Here is a 21,826-nt window from a genome sequence, read left to right as displayed (position 1 = left end):
GACGTCGGGGATGAGCACCAAGGACTTCATCGAGAAGGACTTCTACAAGGTCCTCGGCGTCCCCAAGGACGCCACCGAGGCCGAGATCAAGAAGGCGTACCGGAAACTCGCCCGCGAGTTCCACCCGGACGCCAACAAGGGCAACGCCAAGGCCGAGGAGCGCTTCAAGGAGATCTCCGAGGCGAACGACGTCCTCGGCGACCCCAAGAAGCGCAAGGAGTACGACGAGGCCCGCGCCCTCTTCGGCAACGGCGGCTTCCGCCCGGGGCCGGGCGCGGGCGGCGGCTCCTTCAACTTCGACCTGGGCGACCTCTTCGGGGGCGGCCCCCAGGGCGGGGCCGGCTCGGGCTCCGGTCCGGGCGGCTTCGGCGGTGGCATCGGGGACGTCTTCGGCGGCCTGTTCAACCGGGGCGGCGGCGGGACCACCCGTACGCAGCCCAGGCGCGGCCAGGACATCGACACCGAGGTCACGCTGAGCTTCACGGAGGCGGTGGACGGCGCGACGGTCCCGCTGCGCATGACGTCCCAGTCCCCGTGCAAGGCGTGTTCCGGGACGGGCGACAAGAACGGCACACCGCGCGTATGCCCGACATGCGTGGGGACGGGCCAGGTAGCCCGAGGCTCGGGCGGCGGTTTCTCGCTGACGGACCCCTGCCCGGACTGCAAGGGCCGGGGCCTGATCGCGGAACACGCGTGCCTGGTGTGCAACGGCAGCGGCCGGGCGAAGTCGTCCCGGACGATGCAGGTGCGCATCCCGGCGGGCGTGGCCGACGGCCAGCGCATCCGCCTGCGCGGCAAGGGAGCACCGGGCGAGCGCGGTGGCCCGGCGGGCGACCTGTACGTCACCGTCCATGTCGACGCCCACCCGGTGTTCGGCCGCAAGGAAGACAACCTGACGGTGACGGTGCCGGTGACGTTCGTCGAGGCGGCACTCGGCGGCGAGGTCAGGGTTCCGACCCTGGGCGGCCCGCCGGTCACCCTGAAGCTGCCGCCGGGCACGCCCAACGGGCGCACTATGCGCGCGCGGGGCAAGGGCGCGGTCCGCAAGGACGGCACCCGGGGCGATCTGCTGGTCACCGTCGAGGTGAGTGTCCCGACGGAGCTGACGGGGAAGGCTCGTGACGCACTGGAGGCGTATCGCGAGGCGACCGCGGACGAGGATCCGCGGGCAGAGCTGTTCGAGGCAGCGAAGGGAGCTTGATCGGAGATGGACGGCCGTCGACGCAACCCGTATGAACTGACCGAGGAAACCCCGGTCTACGTCATCTCGGTGGCGGCCCAGCTCTCGGGCCTGCACCCCCAGACCCTGCGCCAGTACGACCGCCTGGGCCTGGTCTCCCCCGACCGCACCGCCGGCCGGGGCCGCCGCTACTCGGCCCGCGACATCGAACTGCTCCGCGCGGTGCAGGCGTTGTCGCAGGACGAGGGCATCAACCTGGCCGGCATCAAGCGGATCATCGAACTGGAGAACCAGGTGGCCGCGTTGCAGTCACGGGTGGCGGAGATGGAGGCTGCGCTGGATGGCGCCGCTGCGGCTATGCAGCAGCGGGAGGCGGCGGTGCATGCTTCTTATCGGCGGGATCTGGTGCCTTATCAGGAGGTTCAGCAGACCAGTGCGTTGGTGGTCTGGCGGCCCAAGCGGCAGCAGGACTGACTTGGCCGCACAGGCATGTGAAAAGGGGCCCGGAGGATTTCTCCGGGCCCCTTTCCACGTGGTCACAGCCAGTTGTTCCAGATGCCGTACGCCGTCTGCCGCGTGGCGAGTTCGATGCCTGAGGCATCGGTGAACACCACTCGGTAGTAGTACAGGTTCAGCAGGTCCTCGTGCACGGTGCGGTCCACGTAGAGGGTCGGGCGGCCGACCTTGGCGGTGGTGAGGGTGGTGTAGGAGCCCGAGACCGGGTCCCAGCGGTCCACGCGATAGTCGGTCAGCAGGGAGCAGTCACCCAGACCGTCTGTCTCCTCGCAGCCGACCTCCAGCGTCGGGAGCTGGCCCTCGCGGACCCCGGTACCGGTCCAGCCCGGGGGCCGGGTGTCGGACAGGGCGACCGAGATGTCGGCCGTGTGGAAGAAGTCCGGGCCCTCGTCGAGGTAGGCCCAGTCGTCCGTGGCGGCCACCCGGTAGACGTGGGTGGCGCCGTCCGGCACGGTCGGGCAGAGGATCTCGGTCTCGGCGAGCGAGTCCCCCGTCCAGCAGTTCTTCTTCCAGACGGTGTCGCCGGTGCCCGGGTCGGTGATGCCCTGCCACACGTAGTACGCGGCGACGTCGTCGTCGGCGGGCGGCGTCCAGGTCAGGCGTACGCCGAGCGGAATCTCCTCGGCGGTCAGGTTCCGTACCGGGGCCGGGCGTTCGGTGTCCGGCGTGGTCTCCATGGCCGCCGGGCCGGGCTGCGAGGCGTGTCCGTACCGGTCGACGGTGACGACCCGGTACTCGTACGTCGTCCTGGAGGCCCCGGAGACATCCCAGCAGCGGCCGCGGATCACCTTGCGGCCGGCGTACGCCGGGGCGTCGTCACCGGCCCACCACCAGTCGACAGAGGGGTCCGTCAGCGGCTCGTCGAACGCGCTGTTCGGCTTGCACTTGTCCACGACGACGCTCTCGCCGGTCGCCGGGTCGGTCCGCACGATCCGGTAGGTCAGCAGGGGGCCATCGTCGTAGGTCCACGGGTCGGCGCTGCTCCACGAGACGGACACCCCGGGGCCGGACCGGTTCGCGGTGGTCTCGTACGGGGGGATCGCCTCGGGCCGGTCGGCCATCGTCAGCGTGATCTCCGCCGAAGTGGCGGCGTTGCCCCTGGCGTCCATCGAGCGGACCGCGTACCGGTACGTGTCGGCGGTCGCGGCCAACTGGCGTGGCACGACGTCGGATTCCTTGACGGAGCCACCGCCGGGCGACGCGTTGAGCCAGCCGCCGGTGGCCGGGTCGTACTGGACGACCTGATACGAGGAGGCCCCATCGACGGGTGACCAGACCAGGTGCGGAACCCCCGACCGGTACTCGACACGGGCGTCCGTGACCGGCGCCGGGGGCGTCAGGTCGGGGGTGGTCAATGTGGTGGCGGCCGAGTAGACGGACCAGTTCCCGTCCTTGTCACGGGCCCGGCCCCGGTAGGTGACCTCGCTGCCGTCGGCGGGGTACCCGGTGTCGCAGATCGCGCCCTTGGGACCGGAGTAGACGGTGTTCCAGGTGCCGGTGTCGAGCCGCTGCAACTCGTACCAGGCGATGTCGGCCCTGTTCGCTTCGGTGGTGACGAGTTGGGGGGCCGCATAGGGCTGGCTGTCCGGGCACCCGTCCCAGTACACGGACGGTGCGGCGGGCGGAGTCTTGTCCACAGTGGTGACGGGCAGGTCGGTGGTACCGGTCGACTCATTGCCGGCCTTGTCGCGGGCACGGACCTCGTAGTAGTACGTCGCGCCCGTCTTCGGGAGCGTGGTGTCGGTGTACGTCGTGGAGGTGGCCGTCGCGAGGGGTGTGCTGCCGAAGGAAGTGTCTTTCAGACGCCGGTAGACGCGGTAACTCGCGAGGTCCATCTCCTTGTTCTTCGCCCAGGTGAGCCTGGCCTTGCCCGTCGTCTTGTCGTACGCGACGGAGGGCGCCGTCGGAGTGAGGGGCTTCACCTTGTCGACGGTGGCCGAAGTCCGGGGTGTGTAACCGAACTTGACGTCGGCGGAACCGGTCCAGTTGACGTAGTCGATGCGCAGGGTGTGCTTGCCGGACGGGATGGTGAGGTTGACGGTCTTCTTCTGGGTCGTCGGGACGTTCTTCCAGACGTTGACCTTGACCCTGCCGTCCAGGTTCACGCGGATGCCGTCCTGCACGGCGACGGTGAGCGCGAAGGGCCCGCCCGAGCCGAAGTCGCGGGTGACGGTCCAGCGGATGCCGAAGTTGTCCTTCGGGAGGCCGGTGGCCGGGGCCTTCGCGCCCCAGTTCTCGGCGATGGCCGCGTCGCAGTCGGTCTTCTTCGGCGTGCCGGAGAAGGTGGTGTTCGCGAAGAACTGGCGCTTGTAGACGGGGGAGTTGCACGTCACCGTGGCCGCCGAGGCGGTCGGGGCTGGGACCACGGTGAGGAGGCCACCGGCGGTGGCGAGCGCCACCGCGCTCGCGGCCGTCGTGCGTCTGGTGATGCTCATACGGTTCTGCGCTGCTCTTTCTGCTTCTGCGTTACGCGTGCCGTCAGTTCACGGGAGCGTTGACCGCCCAGTCGCCCGCCGGAACCGACTCCGTGCCGTCCGCCGCCACCGCCGTCACCCAGTAGTAGGACGTCGTGCCGGGCTTCGCGCCCGCGTCGACGTACGCGGAAGCCGTGTTGGCCACGGTGGCGATGCTCTCGTACGCCGAAGCCGCCGCGTTCCAGCGGTAGACGCGGTAACCGCCCGCCGCCTGCGGGGAGTTGGTGTCCAGGCCGCTCCAGAAGAGCTGGTTGGCACCGGCGCCCTCGGTCGAGTCCGCCGTCAGGTGGAGGGGGGAGCCCGGCGGAGTCGCCACGCCCGGAGTGGTGTTCAGCTCCGTGGCCACGACCGTCGGGGCGGTGCCGGTCTCCGTGTACACGGAGTTCCAGGCGCCGTCGAGGGCGTCGACGAAGAGGCACGCCTGCTCGCCGTTCGGGCGGGTCAGGTAGGAGTACGAGGTGGTGTCGGCCTTCACGTACTTCACCGGGCCGGCCGCCGAGCACACCTTCTCGCCGGTCGCCTTGTCCTCGACCGACTCGCCCACGTAGACCGCGTATCGCGCGAGGTCCGCGGCCGGGTTCGCGTCCCAGTTCAGCTGGAAGCCGTACTCGGTCGGAGTGACCTTCAGGCCGGTCACGGCGGGCGGTGCGGTGTCGTCGTCGTACGTGCTGTTGACGACGGGCGAAGCCCCGGACTCGTTGCCCGCCGCGTCGACCGCCGAGACGCGGTAGCGGTAGGCGATGTCCTCGATGACCGAGGTGTCCAGGTAGGAGACCTTGTCCGTACGGCCCATCTCGAAGAACCGGCCCTGCGCCCCGATCGCCCGGTACACGCGGTACGACGCCGCGCCCTCGACCGCGCTCCAGCTGACCCGCAGCCCGTTCGCCGCCGACTCGTTGACGATCGTCGGCGCCTGGGGCGCGGCCGGAGCGACGCGGTCGACGGTGACGACGCCCTTGTCCGCCGTACCGGCCGACTCGTTGCCCGCCTTGTCGTACGCGCGGACCTCGTAGAAGTAACCCGCGCCCGTGACCGGGAGGGTGGTGTCCGTGTACGAGGTGGAGGCGGTCGTCGCCAGTGGGGTGCCGCCGAACGAACTCCCGTTCAGGCGGCGGTAGATGCGGTAGCCGGCGAGGTCCAGCTCCTTGTTCTTCGCCCAGGTGAGCTTGGCCTCGCCGGACGACTTGTCGTACGCCACCGCGGTGCCCGTCGGGACCAGCGGCTTGACCTTGTCGACCGTTGCCGAAGTGCGGGGCGTGTAGGCGAAGTTGACGTTCGCGTTGCCCGCGAAGTTGGCATAGTCCACGCGCACGGTGTGTCTGCCGGACGGGATCGTCACGTTGACCGTCTTGGTGCGGGTCGCCGTGACGTTCTTCCAGAGGTTGACCTTGGCCTTGCCGTCGACGTAGACGCGGATGCCGTCCTGGGCGGCGGCGGTCAGGGCGAAGGGGCCGCCCGAGCCGAAGTCGCGGGTCACCGTCCAGCGGACGCCGAAGTTGTCCTTCGGAAGGCCGGGGGCGGGGGCCTTCGCTCCCCAGCTCTCGCTGATCGTCCCGTCACAGTCGGTCTTCTTCGGGGTGCCCGAGAAGGCCGTGTTCGTGAAGAACTGGCGCTTGTAGGTAGGGGAGTTGCACGTCACCGTTGCCGCTGAGGCGGGCGTGGCTGCGACCGCGGTGAGGAGGCCTCCGGCGGTGGCGAGGACAACGGCCGTCGCGGCCGACGTGGTCGTGCGTCTGGCGATCTTCATACGCTTCTTCGTCTGCTCTTTCGGTGTCTCGTGCGCCGTCAGTTCACGGGTGCGGTGACCGTCCAGTCGCCCGCCGGGAGGGACTCGGTGCCGTCCGCTGCCACGGCGGTCACCCAGTAGTAGGACGCGGTGCCGGGCTTGGTGCTCGTGTCGAGGTACTGGCGGGCTTCAGCTTGCAGGTCGGAGATCTTCTCGTACGCGGCCGTGGCCGGGTTCCAGCGGTAGATGCGGTAACCGCCCGCATGCAGCGGGGAGTTACCGTCCAGGCCGCCCCACGTCAGCTCGATTCCCTCGACACCCGCCTCCTTCCGTACCGAGAGGCTCAGCGGCGAGCCCTCGGGGGTCGGCACGTTCGGTGTGGTGTCCAGCTCGGTGGCGATCACGATGTTGGGCGAACGCGTCCACTTGTAGTGGGAGTTCCAGCTCGTATCGACGGCATCGACGAAGAGGCACCGCTCCTCGCCGTCCGGGCCGGTGGTGTACGCGTACGATGTGGTGTCGGGGCCCAGCCACTCCACCTCGTGGACGTAGCAGACCTGCTCCTCCTCGTCGCCCAGGAGTTCCCCGGCGTAGACGACGTACCGGTAGAGGTCGGGGGCCGGGTTCGCGTCCCAGCTCAAGTGGAAGCCGTACTCGGTCGGGGTGGCCTTGAGGCCGGTGACAGCGGGCGGCGGGGTGAGGTCCTCGCGCTCGCCGGAGGTGGCTGTGGAACGGGCGGACTCGTTGCCCGCCGCGTCGAGACTCGTCACCCGGTAGTAGTAGGTGACGCGGTCGGCGGCCGAGGTGTCCAGGTAGAGGAGCTGGTCCGTGCTGCCCACCTGGGTGTACGTGCCGTTCTCGCTCGCCGCCCGGTACACGTGGTAGGACGTCGCTCCCGGGACCCCGTTCCAGTCGAGCTGTAGCCCCTTGTACATCGAGGTGACGATCAGGCCCTTGGGCGTGGCCAAGGGGGTCTTGTCGACCGTCGCCACGGTCAGATCGGCGGTGCCGGCGGACTGGTTGCCGGTCTTGTCGTGGGCGCGGACCTCGTAGGCGTACGTCTCACCGGTGTTCGGGATCGAGGAGTCCGTGTAGGTGGTGGCGGTGGTCGTCGTGAGGGGCGTGCTGCCGAACGACGCGCCGTTCAGGCGGCGGTAGACCTTGTACCCCGCGAGGTCCATCTCCTTGTTCTTCGCCCAGGTGAGCTTCGCCTTGCCCGTCGTCTTGTCGTACGCGACGGAGGGCGCCGCGGGGATGAGCGGCTTGACCTTGTCGACGCTCGCCGAAGTCCTGGGCGCGTACGCGAAGTTGACGTTCGCGTTGCCCGTCCAGGCCACGTAGTCGATGCGCAGGGTGTGCTTGCCGGACGGGATGGTGAGGTTGACGGTCTTCCGCACGGTTGCCGAGACGTTCTTCCACACGTCGACCTTGCGCTTGCCGTCGAGGTAGACGCGTACCCCGTCCTGCGCGGCGACGGGGAGGGCGAACGGCCCGCCGGAGCCGAAATCCCGGGTCACGGTCCAGCGGACGGAGAAGTTGTCCTTCGGGAGGCCGGGGGCGGGGGACTTGGCTCCCCAGTTCTCGGCGACGGCGGCATCGCAGTCCGTCCTCTTCGGGGTGCCGGAGAAGGCGGTGTTGGCGAAGAACTGGCGCTTGAAGGAAGGAGAGTTGCAGGTCCCCGCAGCCGAGGCGGCGGGAGCGGCGACGGTGGTGAGGACACCGGCCGTGATGGCCAGCACCACGGTCACTGCCTCCAGAGTGGTCTTCATCGGGAGGTCACGCTCCGCTCGGCAGGGACACGCTGGAGTCCACGTTGCTGAAGGTCTCCGAGCCGTCGGGAGCGACGACCGAGAGCAGGTAGTACACGGTTGTGCCGGCGGGCATGGTGCGGTCCGTGTAGCTGGTGGCGGTGGGTGCCAGCGGGATGTCCGTCACCCGGACGTAGGTGCTTGTCGCGCGGTCCCAGCGGTACACGTTGATGCCGGCGGCCTCCGTGGCCACCGAGTCGGCGCACTCGATGTACATGCCGCCCGCATAGCCGAGGGCCGTGTAGGTGAGCACGGAGCAGGGGGCGGTGTCCTCGGGGAGGGTCGTCGGCCTGAGGTCGAGTTCGGTGACGGTGACCGAGGTGACGGGACTGTCCCAGTACGAGCCTGTCGGCTGGGCGTAGTTGCCCCAGATGTCGGCCGGGACGACGAAGTAGGTCTTCTCCTCGCCGTTCGCCGCCTCCGGGCCGACGACGAACTCCGAGGTGCCGGCAGGCACCTCGTCCAGGAAGTCGGGCGAGTAGCCGGACCGGTACTCCCAGACCTCGTAGTGATCCAGGTCCGTCGCCGTGCTGTCGTCCCAGTCCAGCTCGACGCCGTACTCCAGGGGATCGGCGGTCAGGTTGGTCACGGGCGGCGGCGCCTTCTCGTCCCCGGGGCGGGTGGCTGTGATCTCCGAGGACTCGACGGAGCGGCGGCCTTCGGTGTTCACGCGGTTCAGGACGTAGTGATGGGCGACGCCCCGGTCCGCGTCGTAGTCGGTGCACCGGCGGATCGTGTTCCCGGCGGCGTCGGTACTGACCTTGCGGTCGCGGCAGTCGACCAGCGTGTCGCTGTCGGGGACGACCGGGGACGTCCGCGAGCGGTACACGGAGTAGCCGGCGGTGCTGCTGCCCGGGGGCTCGGTCCAGGTGATCACCACACCCCAACTGGGCGTGGTGGCCGTCACGTTCAGAGGCGGCGTGATGCTCCGCGTGCTGCTGACAACGGCGGATGCGGCGGTGTTGCCGGCCGCGTCGGCCGCGACGACCTTGTACTCGTACGGATTGCCGTACCTCGCCGAGGTGTCGGAGTAGCTGGTCGCCGTGGTTTCGGCGATCTCGGTGAACAAGTGCTCGTCCTCCGCCTGCCGGAAGACCCGGTAGGTCTTCGCGCCCTCGGATGCCGCCCAGGAGAGGTTGTTGGCTGCCTCGACGCCCTCGGCGGTGACGACCGGACGGGTCGGCGGAGTCATGTCGTACGTCGGAACGGGCCCCTGGTCGGCACTGCCCGCGGACTCGTTGCCCGCCCTGTCGTAGGCGCGGACCTCGTAGTAGTAGTCGTCTCCCGTGGAGCGCTGGTTGGTCGTGAACCGCAGGCCGGTGGTGGTGCCCGCCTCGGTCCAGCTGCTGGAGCCCTCGATCCGCCGGTAGACGCGGTAACCGGCGAGATCCATCTCCTTGTTCGGCGCCCAGCTCACGATGCCCACGGGGTGGGTGGTCTGGGGCAGGAAGTTGATGTCGGCACCGGTCGGCGCGAGCGGCTTGACCTTGTCGACGCTCGCGGAAGTCCGGGGTGTGTAGGCGAAGTTGACGTTCGCGTTGCCCGTCCAGGACGCGTAGTCGATGCGCAGGGTGTGCTTGCCGGACGGGATGGTGAGGTTGACGGTCTTCTTCGCCGTCGACGTCACGTTCTTCCAGACGTTGACCTTGATCTTGCCGTCGAGGTAGACGCGGATGCCGTCCTGCGCGGCGGCCGTGAAGGTGAACGGCCCGCCGGAGCCGAAGTCGCGGGTCACCGTCCAGCGCACGCCGAAGTTGTCCTTCGGGAGACCGGTTGCCGGGGCCTTCGCGCCCCAGTTCGAGTCGATCGCCGCGTCGCAGTCCGTCCGCTTCGGTGTGCCGGAGAAGGCGGTGTTCGCGAAGAACTGCCGTTTGTAGACGGGAGAGGTACACGTCGTCGCGGCGGAGGCGGCCGGGGCTGCGGTGCTGAGAAGCGCGCCGGCGGTGGCGAGCACGAGGGCGGTGGTGGCTGCCTGCGTCGTGCGTCTGGCTGGGTTCAATGCGGTCCTTCGAGTCCTGATCGTCAACGGCGAGAAATGGGCCGTTGACGATCAGGACTCGTGAGGATGTGGATTGGTTGTATGGATGTTGTGACTGATTTTGAAATCTGAGTCGGTAGGGCACGGCGGGACTCGGTGGGACTCGGTGCGGTCGTCGCACGTCTGGCCGAGATCATTCGGATCTTCGCATCCGTCGTGTCCGAGTCGGGGGCGGCGTGATTGAGCCGTCAATCATCACGACTCGTGAGGAATCCACCGGGGCGTACGGGACTCTTGGTGGAGGGTCTGCGGTGGCGGTATGCGCAGACATTCTCTGCCTCTCCACAGCACAGCGGAGCGTGATGTTGCCATCTCGTTAAGTAGTTCCGCTTGACGTGCGGGGGCTCGCCAACGTTGGCTTTCAGCCACATGGGTCGCACTGCTGCGTCCTCGTCCCGAAACGCCTGAAGTGAGCGCCCGAATGCCCAGAACACCCCGTATGCGTCGTATTTCCATAGCCGTGGCCGCCTCCACGGCGATGGTCTCCCTCGCCGCGGGCTGCGGAGTACTCGACGCCGGCGGGGAGACCACCGAGGCGACCCCGACCAAGGGCAACGACATCACCGTGGGGCTGCTGCTCCCGGAGACCGAGAACACTCGGTACGACAAGTTCGACTACCCGATCATCAAGAACAAGGTCGCGTCGCTCACCAACGGCCAGGGCCGGGTCGACTACGCCAACGCCGGGGCGGACGCCGCCAAGCAGGCCCAGCAGCTCCAGAAGATGATCGACGACAAGGTCGACGTCCTGCTCCTCGACGCCGTGGACGCGCACGCCATCGCGGGCGACGTCAAGAAGGCCAAGGACGCGGGGATTCCCGTCATCGCGTACGACAGGCTGGCCGAGGGCCCCATCGACGCGTACATCTCCTTCGACAACGAACTCGTCGGCGAGGTGCAGGGACGTTCCCTCCTGGAGGCCCTCGGCGGTGACGTCGAACCCGCCACGAAGATCGTCATGATGAACGGGTCGGTGACCGACCCGAACGCCGCCCAGTTCAAGGAGGGCGCCCTCTCCGAGCTGGAGGGCAAGGTGACGATCGCCCAGTCCTTCGACACCAAGGACTGGAAGCCCGAGAACGCCAAGTCGAACATGACGAGGGCGATCGCCTCCATCGGCAAGGACAACATCGCCGGCGTCTACTCCGCCAACGACGGCATGGCGGGCGGCATCATCGAGGCCCTGGAGGCCGCCGGCGTCACCAAGCTGCCGCCGATCACCGGGCAGGACGCCGAACTGGCCGCCGTACAGCGGATCCTCTCCGGCGAGCAGTACATGAGCGTCTACAAGTCGTACCCGCAGGAGGCCGAGACGGCGGCCGAGATGGCCGTCGCCCGCATCCAGGGCCGCGACATCCAGTTCGACGCCCTCACCCGGGACAAGGTCGACAGCCCGACCACGAAGGACGTGCCGTCCCAGCTCGTGAGCGTCGTCGCCCTGACGAAGCTCAACATCAAGACCACGGTCATCGAGGACGGCATCTACAAGGTGTCCGACATCTGCACGGCCAAGTACGAGGACGAGTGCGAGGCCATCGGCCTGAAGTAGGCGCACCCCAGGCCTGAAGCAGGGCGCACCCTGGGGCAATGAACTGCCCCAGGGTCACAGGGCCACAGAGCCCCGCCCGCCTCACGCTTCACGCCACCCGCGTGAACTCCACCGTCACATCCGGCGGCCCCCCGGCCACACCCCGGTACACACCCTTGTGCGGCGTCACGTCGTCGTAGTCGCGCCCCCGGCCCACCACCACGTGCGACTCGTCGGCGCGTGTCCGGTTCGTCGGGTCGTAGCCGCACCAGTCGCCCGCCCAGTACTCGACCCAGGCGTGCGACTGGCCCTCCACCGGCCGGTGCAGCTCCGCCTCCCGCTCCGGGTGGAGGTAGCCGGAGACATAGCGGGTGGGCAGGCCGATGCCCCGCAGCAGCGCGATCGTGACGTGGGCGATGTCCTGGCAGACGCCCGCGCCCTGCTCCCACGCCTCCGCCGCCGACGTGTTCACGCCCGTCGTGCCGGGCAGGTACGACACCCGGTCCGCGACCAGCGCCGACACCGCGGTCGCCGTCCCGTGCGGGTCGAGGCCCGCCGCCACCTCCCGCGCCCGCTCGACCAGCTCGGACGGCACAGTCGTACGCGTGGTCGTCGTCGCGTACTCCAACAGGCGGGAGTTCGCGGTCCGTTCGGCCACCTCGGCCCAGCTCGGCGCGGGGTCCAGGGGGCCCGGCGGGGCCGTCTCGACCAGGCTCTGGGCGGTGATCGTGAGGTCGGCGTGCGGGTCCATCAGGTCGAAACCGGTGACCTGTGTGCCCCAGTAGTCCCAGTACGACCAGGTCGGCGTCGTCGGGTTCACGGTGACCCGGGCGTCCAGCGTCGTCTGGCCGGGGAGCGTCAGGGGGGTCATCCGGACCTCGTTGTGCGAGGAGACCGCGGCCTGCGCGTACGCGACCCGGGTGACATGCCGGATACGGAGCCGGCGGGTCATCGGCGCGCTCGTCGACATGATGCTCGTCATACTGCTCGCGCTCCTTCCTGGGCCCACTCCACGGGCCCCTGGTACGGGAAGAACCGCTCCGCCACCGCCTCCGCCGAGGCCATGCAGGCGGTCTGCAAGTCCCGGAGGAGGGAGGGGAGTTGGTCTTCCATGGCCTGCGAGTCCAGATACTCGAGTCTGGTCCGCAGCCGTCCGATCGGGCGGCGGGCCGGATCCTGGCGCGGACGGCCAAGGGCCGCGAGGCACTCCTCGGCGGTGGTGAGGGCGTGCAGCGCCGAACGCGGGAAGTCCCGGTCCAGGAGCAGGAATTCGGCCACTCTCGGGGTGTCGCCGAAACCGCCGTACACCCGCGCGTACGCCTCGTCCGCGCCGCTCGCGCTCAGCAGCGTCGGCCAGTCCGGGGCATGCGCGGCGTCCAACACCCGTACCGACAACAGCCGTACGGTCATGTCCACCCGCTCAAGGCTCCGCCCGAGCACCACGAAACGCCAGCTGTCGTCCCGGCTCATGGTGGAGTCCGCGAGCCCGAAGAAGAGGGCCGCGCGACGCCGTACCAGCTCCAAGTAGGCGTACGGGCCCGTGCGTCGGGCCGCGAGCCGCTGGTCGGCGAGAGCGTGCCAGGTGGAGTTGAGGCACTCCCACATCTCGGAGGAGACGGCCTCACGGGCGCTGCGCGCATTCAGCCGCGCCGCGCCCAACGCACCCTCGATCGAGCACGTGGACCGCGCGTCGAAGGCGAGCTGGTCCAACACCTGCTGCATGTCCACGGGTTGGCCGCCCGCGTCGACGCCGAGGATGGCGTACAGGGAGCGGCAGGCCGCGTCCTCGTCGCGCCAAGGGTCCTCCAACAGGCGGTGCAGATAGGCGTCCAGGATGCGGCCCGTCGCGTCGGCCCGCTCCACGTAACGGCCCGTCCAGGTCAGGGCCTCGGCTATCCGGGAGAGGATCACGTCGTTCACTGCTGCTGCGCCCCTTCCTGTACGAGGGTGAGGTTGCCGTCGGGTCCGTGCTGGCGCGGGGCGACCTCGGGGAGGGCGCCGGCCGGTTCGGGGTCCGGGCTCTCGGTGGGGCCCTCGGCGAGCACCCAGGTGTCCTTGGAGCCGCCGCCCTGGCTGGAGTTGACGATGAGGTTGCCCTCCTGGAGCGCGACGCGCGTCAGCCCGCCCGGCAGGACCCAGATGTCGCTGCCGTCGTTCACGGCGAACGGGCGCAGGTCGATGTGGCGCGGCGCCATCCGCTCGCCGGCCAGGGTGGGGGAGGTGGAGAGCGCGACCGGGCGCTGCGCGATCCAGCCCCGGGGATCGGCGGCGACGGCCGCCCGGCACTGCTCCAGGGTCTCCCGGTCGGCTTTCGGCCCGATGACGATGCCCTGGCCGCCGGCGCCGTCGACGGGCTTGATGACCAGCTGGTCGATCTGGTCGAGGACCGCCTCCAACTGCCCCGGCTCGTCCGGCCGGAACGACTCGACATTCGGAAGAATCGGTTCCTCAGAGAGGTAGTACCGGATCAGATCGGGTACGTACGTGTACAGGAGCTTGTCGTCGGCGATGCCGTTGCCGACCGCGTTCGCGAGGGTCACCGTGCCCGCCTGGGCGGCGCTCAGGATGCCCGGGCAGCCGATCACCGAATCGGGCCGGAAATGGAGCGGGTCGAGGAAGTCGTCGTCCAGCCGTCGGTATACGACATGGACGGGTACCTCACCGCGCGTGGTCCGCATCCACACCCGGTTGTTGCGGCACACCAGATCGTGTCCCTCGACCAGCTGCACGCCCATCAGCCGGGCCAGCAGGGCGTGTTCGAAGTAGGCGGCGTTGTTCGGACCCGGGGTCAGGACGACCACCCGCGGATCGGCGGCACCGTCGGGCGCGGCGGCGCGCAGGGCGGCCAGCAGGCGCTGCGCGTAACCGTCGACGGGTACGACGTGCTGCTCGGCGAAGAGGGACGGGAAGATGCGGGTCATCGCCCGCCGGTTCTCGATGACGTACGACACCCCGGACGGCACCCGGACGTTGTCCTCGAGCACCCGGAAGTCGCCGGCCTCGTCGCGGACGAGGTCGATGCCGGCGACATGGATGCGGACCCCGCCCGGTGGCTCGATGCCATGGGCGGCCCGGTGGAAGTGGTCCGAGCCGAGCAGCAGCCGCCAGGGCACGACCCCGTCCTCGAAGGCCCGGCAGGGCCCGTAGGCGTCCGCGAGATAGGCCTCCAGGGCCCGCACCCGCTGGGCGACCCCGCGCTGGATGAGGTCCCACTCCAGCGCGTCCAGGATCCTCGGCACGAGGTCCAGCGGCCAGGGTCTCTCCTCGCCCGCGAAGGCGTAGGTCACCCCGCGGTCGGTGAAGGCCCGGGCCATCTGGTCGGCGCGGAAGCGCAGTTCGGTCGGTTCGATGGGCTGGAGCGCCGCCAGTACCGGCTCATAGGCGGTCCTGACCTCACCCGGCCGCACAAACATCTCGTCCCACGCATCGGCCAACGCGTATGCGTCAAATATGTCCGCCATGGCCTGACGGTAGGGGCGGGACGTAACGGGACGATCTCTGAGTGGTTTCCGGCAGTTTGCGCGAATGGTGTGGTACGCGCTTTCTCCCGGGTTTGCCGCGCGCGGTTCTGGGCAGCCTGATGCCCCGGCCGGATGGGGGCACCCTGCCGGGGCGGCTTCGGACGTCCCCCCGTGCGCCCGAAGGCGCCCCCGTCACGTCCATGGGAAGCGCCTTCCACAATGCCCTCACGGACAACGCCCCACCACCGTCAGCTTGTTGCAGGGACACGGGCGGAGGAGGGGCGAAAGTCGGACATAGTAGGGGGATCGGGGGCGCGTGACGGGCGGAGCCGTGTTGCGGACCACGTCCGGGCCGCGCATAGTTGCGCTGCAAACAGGGCTGGACTCAGGGGTGGGATGGGCGATGGCCGGGCACGGGACGGACGAGCATCCACACGGTGCTGACCGACTGTGCGAGGCCGGGGATCGCGTGTATTCCCGGGCCGTACGGCGGGGCCGTGTGCGGCGCCTCGACGCGGAGTCGGTGCCGTGCCTGCTCGAACTCGCCCTGCTGCACCCCGACCCCGACGACATGGCCTGGCTGGTGCCGACCTCCCCGCAGGAGGTCATGACCCGGCTGTTGCGCGGTGTCTACGACGAGGTCAGTGTGAGCCAGCGGCGCGTGGGCTCGGCGGTGGCGGCCTTCGAGTGGTACGCGGCCTTGGGCGGGCAGATCCAGTCCCCGGGCGCGGGCGAGGGCACCGCCCTGCGCGTCCTGGACGGCCTCGCCCGGATCCAGGCCGCGATGGACGAGGCGACGGACGCGTGCACGACCGAGGTGCTGACCGTGCAGCCCGGCGGCATCCGCCGTGAGTACGAACTCTCGGAGGGCCTGCACCGGGCACTCGAGCTCCGCAGGCGCGGAGTACGGATGCGGGACCTCTACAACCATGTGGCCCGGCACGGCCAGGGCCTGCTCAACTACCTCGAATTGATGGGCGACACGGTCCAGGCCCGCACGCTCGACGAGGTGATCGAGCGGCTGATCCTCTTCGACCGCACGGTGGCCTTCATCCCGGCGAACGCCGAGCGGACGGTCGCGCTGGAGATCCGGCACCCGGCGCTGGTGCAGTACCTGGTGACGGTCTTCGAGCGGCTCTGGCGCTTCGCGGTCCCGCTCACGGCCCCGCTCCCCGACACCGGCATCGAGGGCATCTCGCACCGCGAACGCTCGATCGCCGCGCTCCTCGCCGAGGGCCACCAGGACGCGGTGGTCGCGGAACGGCTGGGCATCAGCGTACGGACCTGCCGGGCGCACATCGCCCGGCTCTCGGAGACGCTGGGGGCGGCGAGCCGGACACAGCTGGGGGTGCGGATCGCACAGACGGGGCTGGACGGGCCGAGGGGCCCGGCGGACCCGGAGGGCGGCGCGGTCAGCCTTCCGGCGCCGATGCCCCCTCCGGAGCCCGCTGCGGCCTGCCCTGAGGCCGCTCCGGCCCCGACTCCGGCTCCAGAATCCCCGACTGCCCGATGAGGTAGCCGAGTTGGGCACGGCTGTCGCTGCCGAGGGTGGCGGCGAGCTTGGCGATGTGGACGCGGGCCGTACGCACGTTCATGCCCAGGCGGGTGGCGATGACGGCGTCGGTGTGGCCTTCGACGAGGAGGGCGGCGATGGCTCGCTGGCGGGGCGTGATGCCGTGGAAGGACGGATCCCCGACGTCCTGCGGACGCATCGGCGTGGCCAGCTGCCACAGTCGCTCGAAGGCGGTCACGAAGAACGCCACGAGGGCGGGGTGGCGGACCTCGAGGGCGACGGCGGAGTCCGGCGGGCCCGTCCGGTCGGGCACGAAGGCGACGGTCCGGTCCACGATGATCATCCGGTCGGTGACCTCGTCGAGGAAGCGCGCCTCCGAGTCCCCGCGCAGCTTGTCGTACCGGTCGAAGAAGGACGGCTGGTGGCGTGCCGTGGCCTGGTAGAGGGTGCGGATACGGGAGCCCCGGTCGAGCACGGCCTGGTCGCGTGCCATGGCGATGGCGTGCACGCGCGCGCTGACCCTGCCGTAGTCGCTGTTCGGCTGGATGCAGAGGAGTTCCCGGGAAGCGGTGGCGGTGGCCTCGGTGATGGCCTGGTTGATCCGCTCGTTGCCCAGCAGAACGCTGATCGTCGGGGTGTCCGTCCGTACGGCCGGTGTCTCGACGCGCAGCAGCGGTGCGAACAGCTCCGCGAGCCGTTCCTCGCGCCGTCGCTCGGCCGCGATGCGCTCCGCCGCGCCGCGCAGCAGCCGGTGCAGGGCGACCGGAGGGGCTACGGGCTCCAGCCGGTCCAGGTCGTCGACGGTCGGTTCCAGCAGCCCCAGGTCGACCAGACAGGGGGCGTCGACGGTGTCGGCGGCCCGTACGTGACCCTCGCGCAGGGCGCGCGCGTAGAGCGCCGAAGCCGCTTCGCACAGGTCGTCCCCGCTGTGCTCGCGATGGGTGGACGGGGTCACTGGGCGGTTCTCTCCTCAGCGTTCCTGGTCCAGGAGCCCGGACTGCGCGATGAGATAGCCCAGCTGGGCGCGGCTGCCACTGCCCAGGGCGGTGGCGAGCTTGGCTATGTGGGCGCGGCAGGTGCGGACGTTCATCCCGAGCCGACGGGCGATGGCCTCGTCCACGTGGCCTTCTATGAGCAGCTTGGCTATGGAGTGCTGGATCTCCGTGAGGCCGTCCGGGGCGGTTTCGTAGGGGGCGCCGGCGTTGAGCGGCACCGCCCTGCCCCACATGAACTCGAACACCTTGACCAGGTAGCGGACGAGGCCGGGGTGCCTCAGCTCCAGGGCGACCTGCCGGTCGTCCCGGGTGGGTATGAAGGCCACGGTCTCGTCGCAGATGATGAGCCGCTCGACGAGTTCGTCGATGGTGCGGTACTCCACCTTGCCGTCCGTGAACTGGTCCACGTAGGCGAGCGTCTCCGGGCTGTAGCGGGCCGTGTGCTGGTACAGGGTCCGGATCGTCACACCGCGCTCGATCAGGGGCCTGTCGCGCTCCAGTGCTTGGGCCAGGGTGTGCTCGAGACGTCGACCGCTCGGCTGCACCGTGAGCATCTCGGACTGGCACTCGGTCGTGGCCTGGTCGAGTGCAGCGTTGATCCGATCGAGGCCTTCCAGCACAGTGATCGAGTGCGTGGGGGAGGTCGCCTGAGCGGTGAGAGCCATGAACGGCTCGAAAGAATCGGCCAGTTCGATCGACAGCTGTCTGCGCTCGGTGATCTCCCGCTCGATGGGGTTGAGCCGTTGCGCGAGGGCGACCGACGGGGGGAGGGGACGGAGCCAGTTCGGGTCGTCGGGATCCGGGTGAAGCAGGGCGAATTCCATCAGACACGGTGCGGGTTCCACCTCCGTGCGGGATATGCGCCCCGCACGGAGAGCAAGCGCGTAGAGACGGCTGCCCTCCTCGCACAGGTCCGTCACCGTGTGGGGATGTGTCGCATTAGTCCGTTCCATCACCAAATCTCCACCCCCCAGGGTCCTGAACATGCAGGAACATGATGCATCGATTGTGTGGCCATGACGTGCCTGAATGAGCCATCGTCGTATCCGACGGGGGAAGAAGGGGACCTTCAAGTGAGGACGAAGCCGACTATGCGTAACAGATTGCTTCGCTCGGTGCTTGTCGCCGCCTTCTCCGCCGTTGTGGCCTTCGGCGCACTGGCCGGCCTCTCCGGTGTGAGCAGCGACGCACGCGGGGCGGATGGCGTCCAGTATGTGGCCGACGACATTGTCGGCGACGCGTCGGCCTTCCCGGCCGACAGCAGCTGGGGCTGACCGATGACAACTCCACCCGACGATCGCTCGTTCCGTCGCGAAATGGCCACGGCCTACCGCTCCGGCTGGCACTTCATCGACTTGGTCACCGCCATCCCCCACAGCGGTGACTCGCTGATGGTGACCGTGTTCGGAGAGCCGGTTGTCGTGACGCGGGACGACGACGAGGACGTACGGGCGTACCGGTGTCTGCGGCGGCCTCGGGGGGCGCCGCAGCCCGTACGGTGTGCCATCCGGTACGGAATGATCTTTGTGAACCTGGATCAGCGCGACCACCGGCTGGACCACCCCGACATCCCGGATATCCCCGATATCCAGGACGTACAGACCATCTCAGCCACCCCCCGCAGTGCCTGACGCGATTCCCCCGTCGCAGTAGATCGCTCAGGTGCTTCCCCCCGCAGCGGCGTCACCGTGACCTGAACACGGTGACGCCGCTGCAGTTTTACGGGAAATATCCGGGTTTAGCGGCATCCCGCCCCGGGTATGGCAAGCGCTCGCTTGGCTGAAAGTGATCGTTCCCGCGTCTCCCGCCCGGTGTTCTCGGCCGTCCATCCGTCATTGAGGATGGGCGGCTTTTCGGTCTGTCCGCCCCCAGTCCGCACCTTGAGTGGAATAGGCTCAACTTTGTGTACGCTGGTTGTGTCAGTCGTGCAGGGAGAGCCGTGGAGAGGAGACAGCGACCGTGGACGCCGAGCTGACCAACAGGAGCCGGGACGCGATCAACGCGGCCAGCAGCAAGGCCGTGTCCGGAGGTCACGCGGATCTGACCCCGGCGCATCTGCTGCTGGCGCTGCTCAGCGGCCAGGACAACGAGAACATCACCGACCTGCTGGCCGCCGTCGAGGCCGACCAGGCGGCCGTACGCTCGGGCGCCGAACGCGTACTGGCCTCGCTGCCGAGCGTGACCGGCGCGACTGTCGCACCTCCACAACCCAACCGGGAACTTCTCGCGGTCATCGCCGATGCGGCCGAACGGGCGAAGGAGCTGGGCGACGAGTACCTCTCCACCGAGCATCTCCTCATCGGCATCGCCGCGAAGGGCGGCGCCGCCGGGGACGTACTCTCCCAGCAGGGCGCCGGCGCGAAGAAGCTGCTGGACGCGTTCCAGAAGAGCAGGGGAGGGCGTCGCGTGACCACAGCCGACCCCGAGGGCCAGTACAAGGCCCTGGAGAAGTTCGGTACGGACTTCACGGCCGCCGCGCGGGAGGGCAAGCTCGACCCGGTCATCGGCCGCGACCAGGAGATCCGCCGGGTCGTCCAGGTGCTGTCCCGGCGTACGAAGAACAACCCGGTCCTCATCGGGGAGCCGGGCGTCGGCAAGACGGCCGTCGTCGAGGGCCTCGCCCAGCGGATCGTCAAGGGCGACGTGCCCGAGTCCCTGAAGAACAAGCGGCTCGTCTCCCTCGACCTCGGTGCGATGGTCGCGGGGGCCAAGTACCGCGGTGAGTTCGAGGAGCGGCTCAAGACCGTCCTCGCGGAGATCAAGGACTCCGACGGCCAGATCATCACCTTCATCGACGAACTCCACACCGTCGTCGGCGCGGGCGCCGGCGGCGACTCCGCGATGGACGCCGGCAACATGCTGAAGCCGATGCTGGCGCGCGGCGAGCTGCGCATGGTCGGCGCGACGACGCTCGACGAGTACCGCGAACGGATCGAGAAGGACCCGGCGTTGGAGCGCCGCTTCCAGCAGGTCCTGGTGGCGGAGCCGAGCGTCGAGGACACGATCGCGATCCTGCGCGGCCTCAAGGGCCGGTACGAGGCCCACCACAAGGTCGTCATCGCGGACAGCGCGCTGGTGGCGGCGGCGACCCTCTCCGACCGGTACATCACCTCCCGCTTCCTCCCCGACAAGGCGATCGACCTGGTCGACGAGGCGGCGTCCCGACTCCGCATGGAGATCGACAGCTCCCCCCTCGAGATCGACGAACTCCAGCGCGCCGTAGACCGGTTGAAGATGGAGGAACTCGCGCTGGAGAAGGAGACCGACCCGGCCTCGCGCGAGCGACTGGAACGGCTGCGCCGCGATCTCGCCGACAAGGAGGAGGAGTTGCGCGGTCTGACGGCCCGTTGGGAGAAGGAGAAGCAGTCCCTCAACCGGGTCGGCGAGCTGAAGGAGAAGCTCGACGAACTCCGCGGCCAGGCCGAACGGGCCCAGCGTGACGGCGACTTCGACACCGCCTCCAAGCTCCTCTACGGCGAGATCCCCACCCTGGAAAGGGACTTGGAGGAAGCCTCGGAGGAAGAGGAGGAGGCCTCCAGGGACACCATGGTCAAGGAGGAGGTCGGCCCCGACGACATCGCGGACGTGGTCGGCGCCTGGACCGGCATCCCGGCCGGCCGTCTCCTGGAGGGCGAGACCCAGAAACTCCTGCGCATGGAGGAGGAGTTGGGCCGCCGCCTGATCGGCCAGAGCGAGGCCGTACAGGCGGTCTCCGACGCGGTACGGAGGACGAGGGCCGGCATCGCGGACCCGGACCGTCCCACCGGCTCCTTCCTCTTCCTCGGCCCGACAGGCGTCGGCAAGACGGAACTGGCGAAGGCACTCGCCGACTTCCTCTTCGACGACGAGCGGGCGATGGTCCGCATCGACATGTCGGAGTACGGCGAGAAGCACAGCGTGGCGAGGCTGGTCGGCGCCCCGCCCGGCTACGTCGGCTACGAGGAGGGCGGCCAGCTGACCGAGGCGGTGCGCCGCCGCCCGTACAGCGTGGTGCTCCTGGACGAGGTCGAGAAGGCCCACCCGGAGGTCTTCGACATCCTGCTCCAGGTCCTCGACGACGGCCGTCTCACGGACGGCCAGGGCCGCACGGTCGACTTCCGCAACACGATCCTGATCCTGACGTCGAACCTGGGCAGCCAGTTCCTGGTCGAGCCGCTGACGTCGGAGGAGGAGAAGAAGCAGCAGGTGCTGGAGGTGGTCCGGGTCTCCTTCAAGCCGGAGTTCCTGAACCGCCTGGACGACCTGGTGGTCTTCTCGGCCCTCAACAGGGCGGAACTGGAGCGCATCGCCGCCCTCCAGATCGGCCGCCTGGCCAAGCGCCTGGCCGACCGCCGTCTCACCCTGGACGTCACCCCGGCCGCCCTGGCCTGGCTCGCAGACGAGGGCAACGACCCCGCGTACGGCGCCCGCCCCCTCCGCCGCCTGATCCAGACGGCGATCGGCGACCGCCTCGCCAAGGAGATCCTGGCGGGCGAGGTCAAGGACGGGGACACGGTACGGGTGGACGCGTTCGGGGAGGGGTTGATCGTGGGGCCGGCGACCGGGGAAACGGGACCCGGCGTGAGCGGAAAGACGCTCTGAGCTGAA

Annotated in this window: 16 protein-coding genes; 7 read left to right on the top strand and 9 right to left on the bottom strand. The window is 69.3% G+C overall.

The genetic code is table 11. The features are described 5' to 3' along the window. The first annotated feature begins 10 nt into the window (after window positions 1–10). Together dnaJ and OG787_RS21690 are read left to right on the top strand one after the other, a co-directional pair. Window positions 11–1,201 carry a molecular chaperone DnaJ gene (dnaJ, locus tag OG787_RS21695; RefSeq protein WP_369035328.1) on the top strand — a complete coding sequence of 397 codons (1,191 nt, stop codon included), beginning with the start codon at window positions 11–13 and terminating at the stop codon, window positions 1,199–1,201. A 6-nt stretch (window positions 1,202–1,207) separates the two neighbouring features. Continuing rightward, window positions 1,208–1,654 (top strand): heat shock protein transcriptional repressor HspR, encoded by a 447-nt coding sequence (locus tag OG787_RS21690; RefSeq protein WP_369035329.1) that lies wholly within the window; start codon window positions 1,208–1,210, stop codon window positions 1,652–1,654. 62 nt (window positions 1,655–1,716) lie between these two features. On the opposite strand, the gene OG787_RS21685 is transcribed toward OG787_RS21690, so the two are convergent. From OG787_RS21685 to OG787_RS21670, 4 genes are read right to left on the bottom strand one after another with little or no spacing between them, the layout of a single operon-like run. Continuing rightward, on the bottom strand, window positions 1,717–4,131 hold the full coding sequence (locus tag OG787_RS21685; protein WP_405536089.1) for a PA14 domain-containing protein: 2,415 nt from the start codon (window positions 4,129–4,131) through the stop codon (window positions 1,717–1,719). A gap of 43 nt (window positions 4,132–4,174) precedes the next feature. After that, window positions 4,175–5,917 (bottom strand): PA14 domain-containing protein, encoded by a 1,743-nt coding sequence (locus tag OG787_RS21680; RefSeq protein ID WP_405536088.1) that lies wholly within the window; start codon window positions 5,915–5,917, stop codon window positions 4,175–4,177. A 38-nt stretch (window positions 5,918–5,955) separates the two neighbouring features. After that, on the bottom strand, window positions 5,956–7,665 hold the full coding sequence (locus OG787_RS21675) for a PA14 domain-containing protein (RefSeq protein ID WP_405536087.1): 1,710 nt from the start codon (window positions 7,663–7,665) through the stop codon (window positions 5,956–5,958). A gap of 7 nt (window positions 7,666–7,672) precedes the next feature. After that, window positions 7,673–9,703 carry a PA14 domain-containing protein gene (locus OG787_RS21670; protein WP_405536086.1) on the bottom strand — a complete coding sequence of 677 codons (2,031 nt, stop codon included), beginning with the start codon at window positions 9,701–9,703 and terminating at the stop codon, window positions 7,673–7,675. Window positions 9,704–10,181: 478 nt separating this feature from the next. Between OG787_RS21670 and OG787_RS21665 the strand changes: the two genes are divergently transcribed. Beyond that, entirely contained in the window at window positions 10,182–11,291 is a 1,110-nt protein-coding gene (locus tag OG787_RS21665) for a sugar ABC transporter substrate-binding protein (protein ID WP_369035334.1), read from the top strand. 88 nt (window positions 11,292–11,379) lie between these two features. Here OG787_RS21665 and OG787_RS21660 read toward each other — a convergent pair whose 3' ends face one another. Genes OG787_RS21660 through OG787_RS21650 form a run of 3 tightly spaced genes read right to left on the bottom strand, consistent with a single transcriptional unit; the run spans window position 11,380 to window position 14,731 of the window. Next, a complete protein-coding gene (locus OG787_RS21660) occupies window positions 11,380–12,222 on the bottom strand; it encodes a transglutaminase domain-containing protein (RefSeq protein ID WP_369035358.1) in 843 nt (280 codons plus the stop codon). A 26-nt stretch (window positions 12,223–12,248) separates the two neighbouring features. Further along, window positions 12,249–13,190, bottom strand: a complete 942-nt coding sequence (locus tag OG787_RS21655) for an alpha-E domain-containing protein (protein WP_405536085.1) — start codon at window positions 13,188–13,190, stop codon at window positions 12,249–12,251. Continuing rightward, the gene (locus tag OG787_RS21650; protein WP_369035336.1) at window positions 13,187–14,731 is read right to left on the bottom strand and encodes a circularly permuted type 2 ATP-grasp protein; all 1,545 of its coding nucleotides are present in this window, start codon (window positions 14,729–14,731) and stop codon (window positions 13,187–13,189) included. Before OG787_RS21650 ends, OG787_RS21655 begins: the two co-directional genes overlap by 4 nt. Before the next feature lie 403 nt (window positions 14,732–15,134). On the opposite strand from OG787_RS21650, the gene OG787_RS21645 reads away from it, so the two are divergent. Beyond that, window positions 15,135–16,244 (top strand): LuxR C-terminal-related transcriptional regulator, encoded by a 1,110-nt coding sequence (locus tag OG787_RS21645; RefSeq protein ID WP_369035337.1) that lies wholly within the window; start codon window positions 15,135–15,137, stop codon window positions 16,242–16,244. Here the strand turns inward: OG787_RS21645 and OG787_RS21640 are convergent. Both OG787_RS21640 and OG787_RS21635 read right to left on the bottom strand, forming a co-directional pair. Further along, the gene (locus OG787_RS21640; RefSeq protein WP_405536084.1) at window positions 16,144–17,199 is read right to left on the bottom strand and encodes a helix-turn-helix transcriptional regulator; all 1,056 of its coding nucleotides are present in this window, start codon (window positions 17,197–17,199) and stop codon (window positions 16,144–16,146) included. The two genes, OG787_RS21645 and OG787_RS21640, sit on opposite strands and share 101 nt — an antisense overlap. Window positions 17,200–17,214: 15 nt before the next feature. Beyond that, a complete protein-coding gene (locus tag OG787_RS21635) occupies window positions 17,215–18,192 on the bottom strand; it encodes a helix-turn-helix transcriptional regulator (protein WP_369035339.1) in 978 nt (325 codons plus the stop codon). Window positions 18,193–18,330: 138 nt separating this feature from the next. Here OG787_RS21635 and OG787_RS21630 point away from each other — a divergent pair, with 138 nt between their 5' ends. The 3 genes from OG787_RS21630 (at window position 18,331) to clpB (ending at window position 21,820) form a co-directional block, all read left to right on the top strand. Continuing rightward, a complete protein-coding gene (locus OG787_RS21630) occupies window positions 18,331–18,513 on the top strand; it encodes a hypothetical protein (protein ID WP_369035340.1) in 183 nt (60 codons plus the stop codon). Window positions 18,514–18,516: 3 nt separating this feature from the next. Then, on the top strand, window positions 18,517–18,870 hold the full coding sequence (locus OG787_RS21625) for a hypothetical protein (RefSeq protein WP_369035341.1): 354 nt from the start codon (window positions 18,517–18,519) through the stop codon (window positions 18,868–18,870). A 328-nt stretch (window positions 18,871–19,198) separates the two neighbouring features. Beyond that, entirely contained in the window at window positions 19,199–21,820 is a 2,622-nt protein-coding gene (gene clpB, locus OG787_RS21620) for an ATP-dependent chaperone ClpB (protein WP_369035342.1), read from the top strand. Window positions 21,821–21,826: the final 6 nt, after the last annotated feature.

This window comes from Streptomyces sp. NBC_00075, from assembly GCF_045041225.1.
GTDB lineage: Bacteria > Actinomycetota > Actinomycetes > Streptomycetales > Streptomycetaceae > Streptomyces > Streptomyces adonidis.
This window is presented reverse-complemented; position numbering and strand designations above follow the sequence as displayed.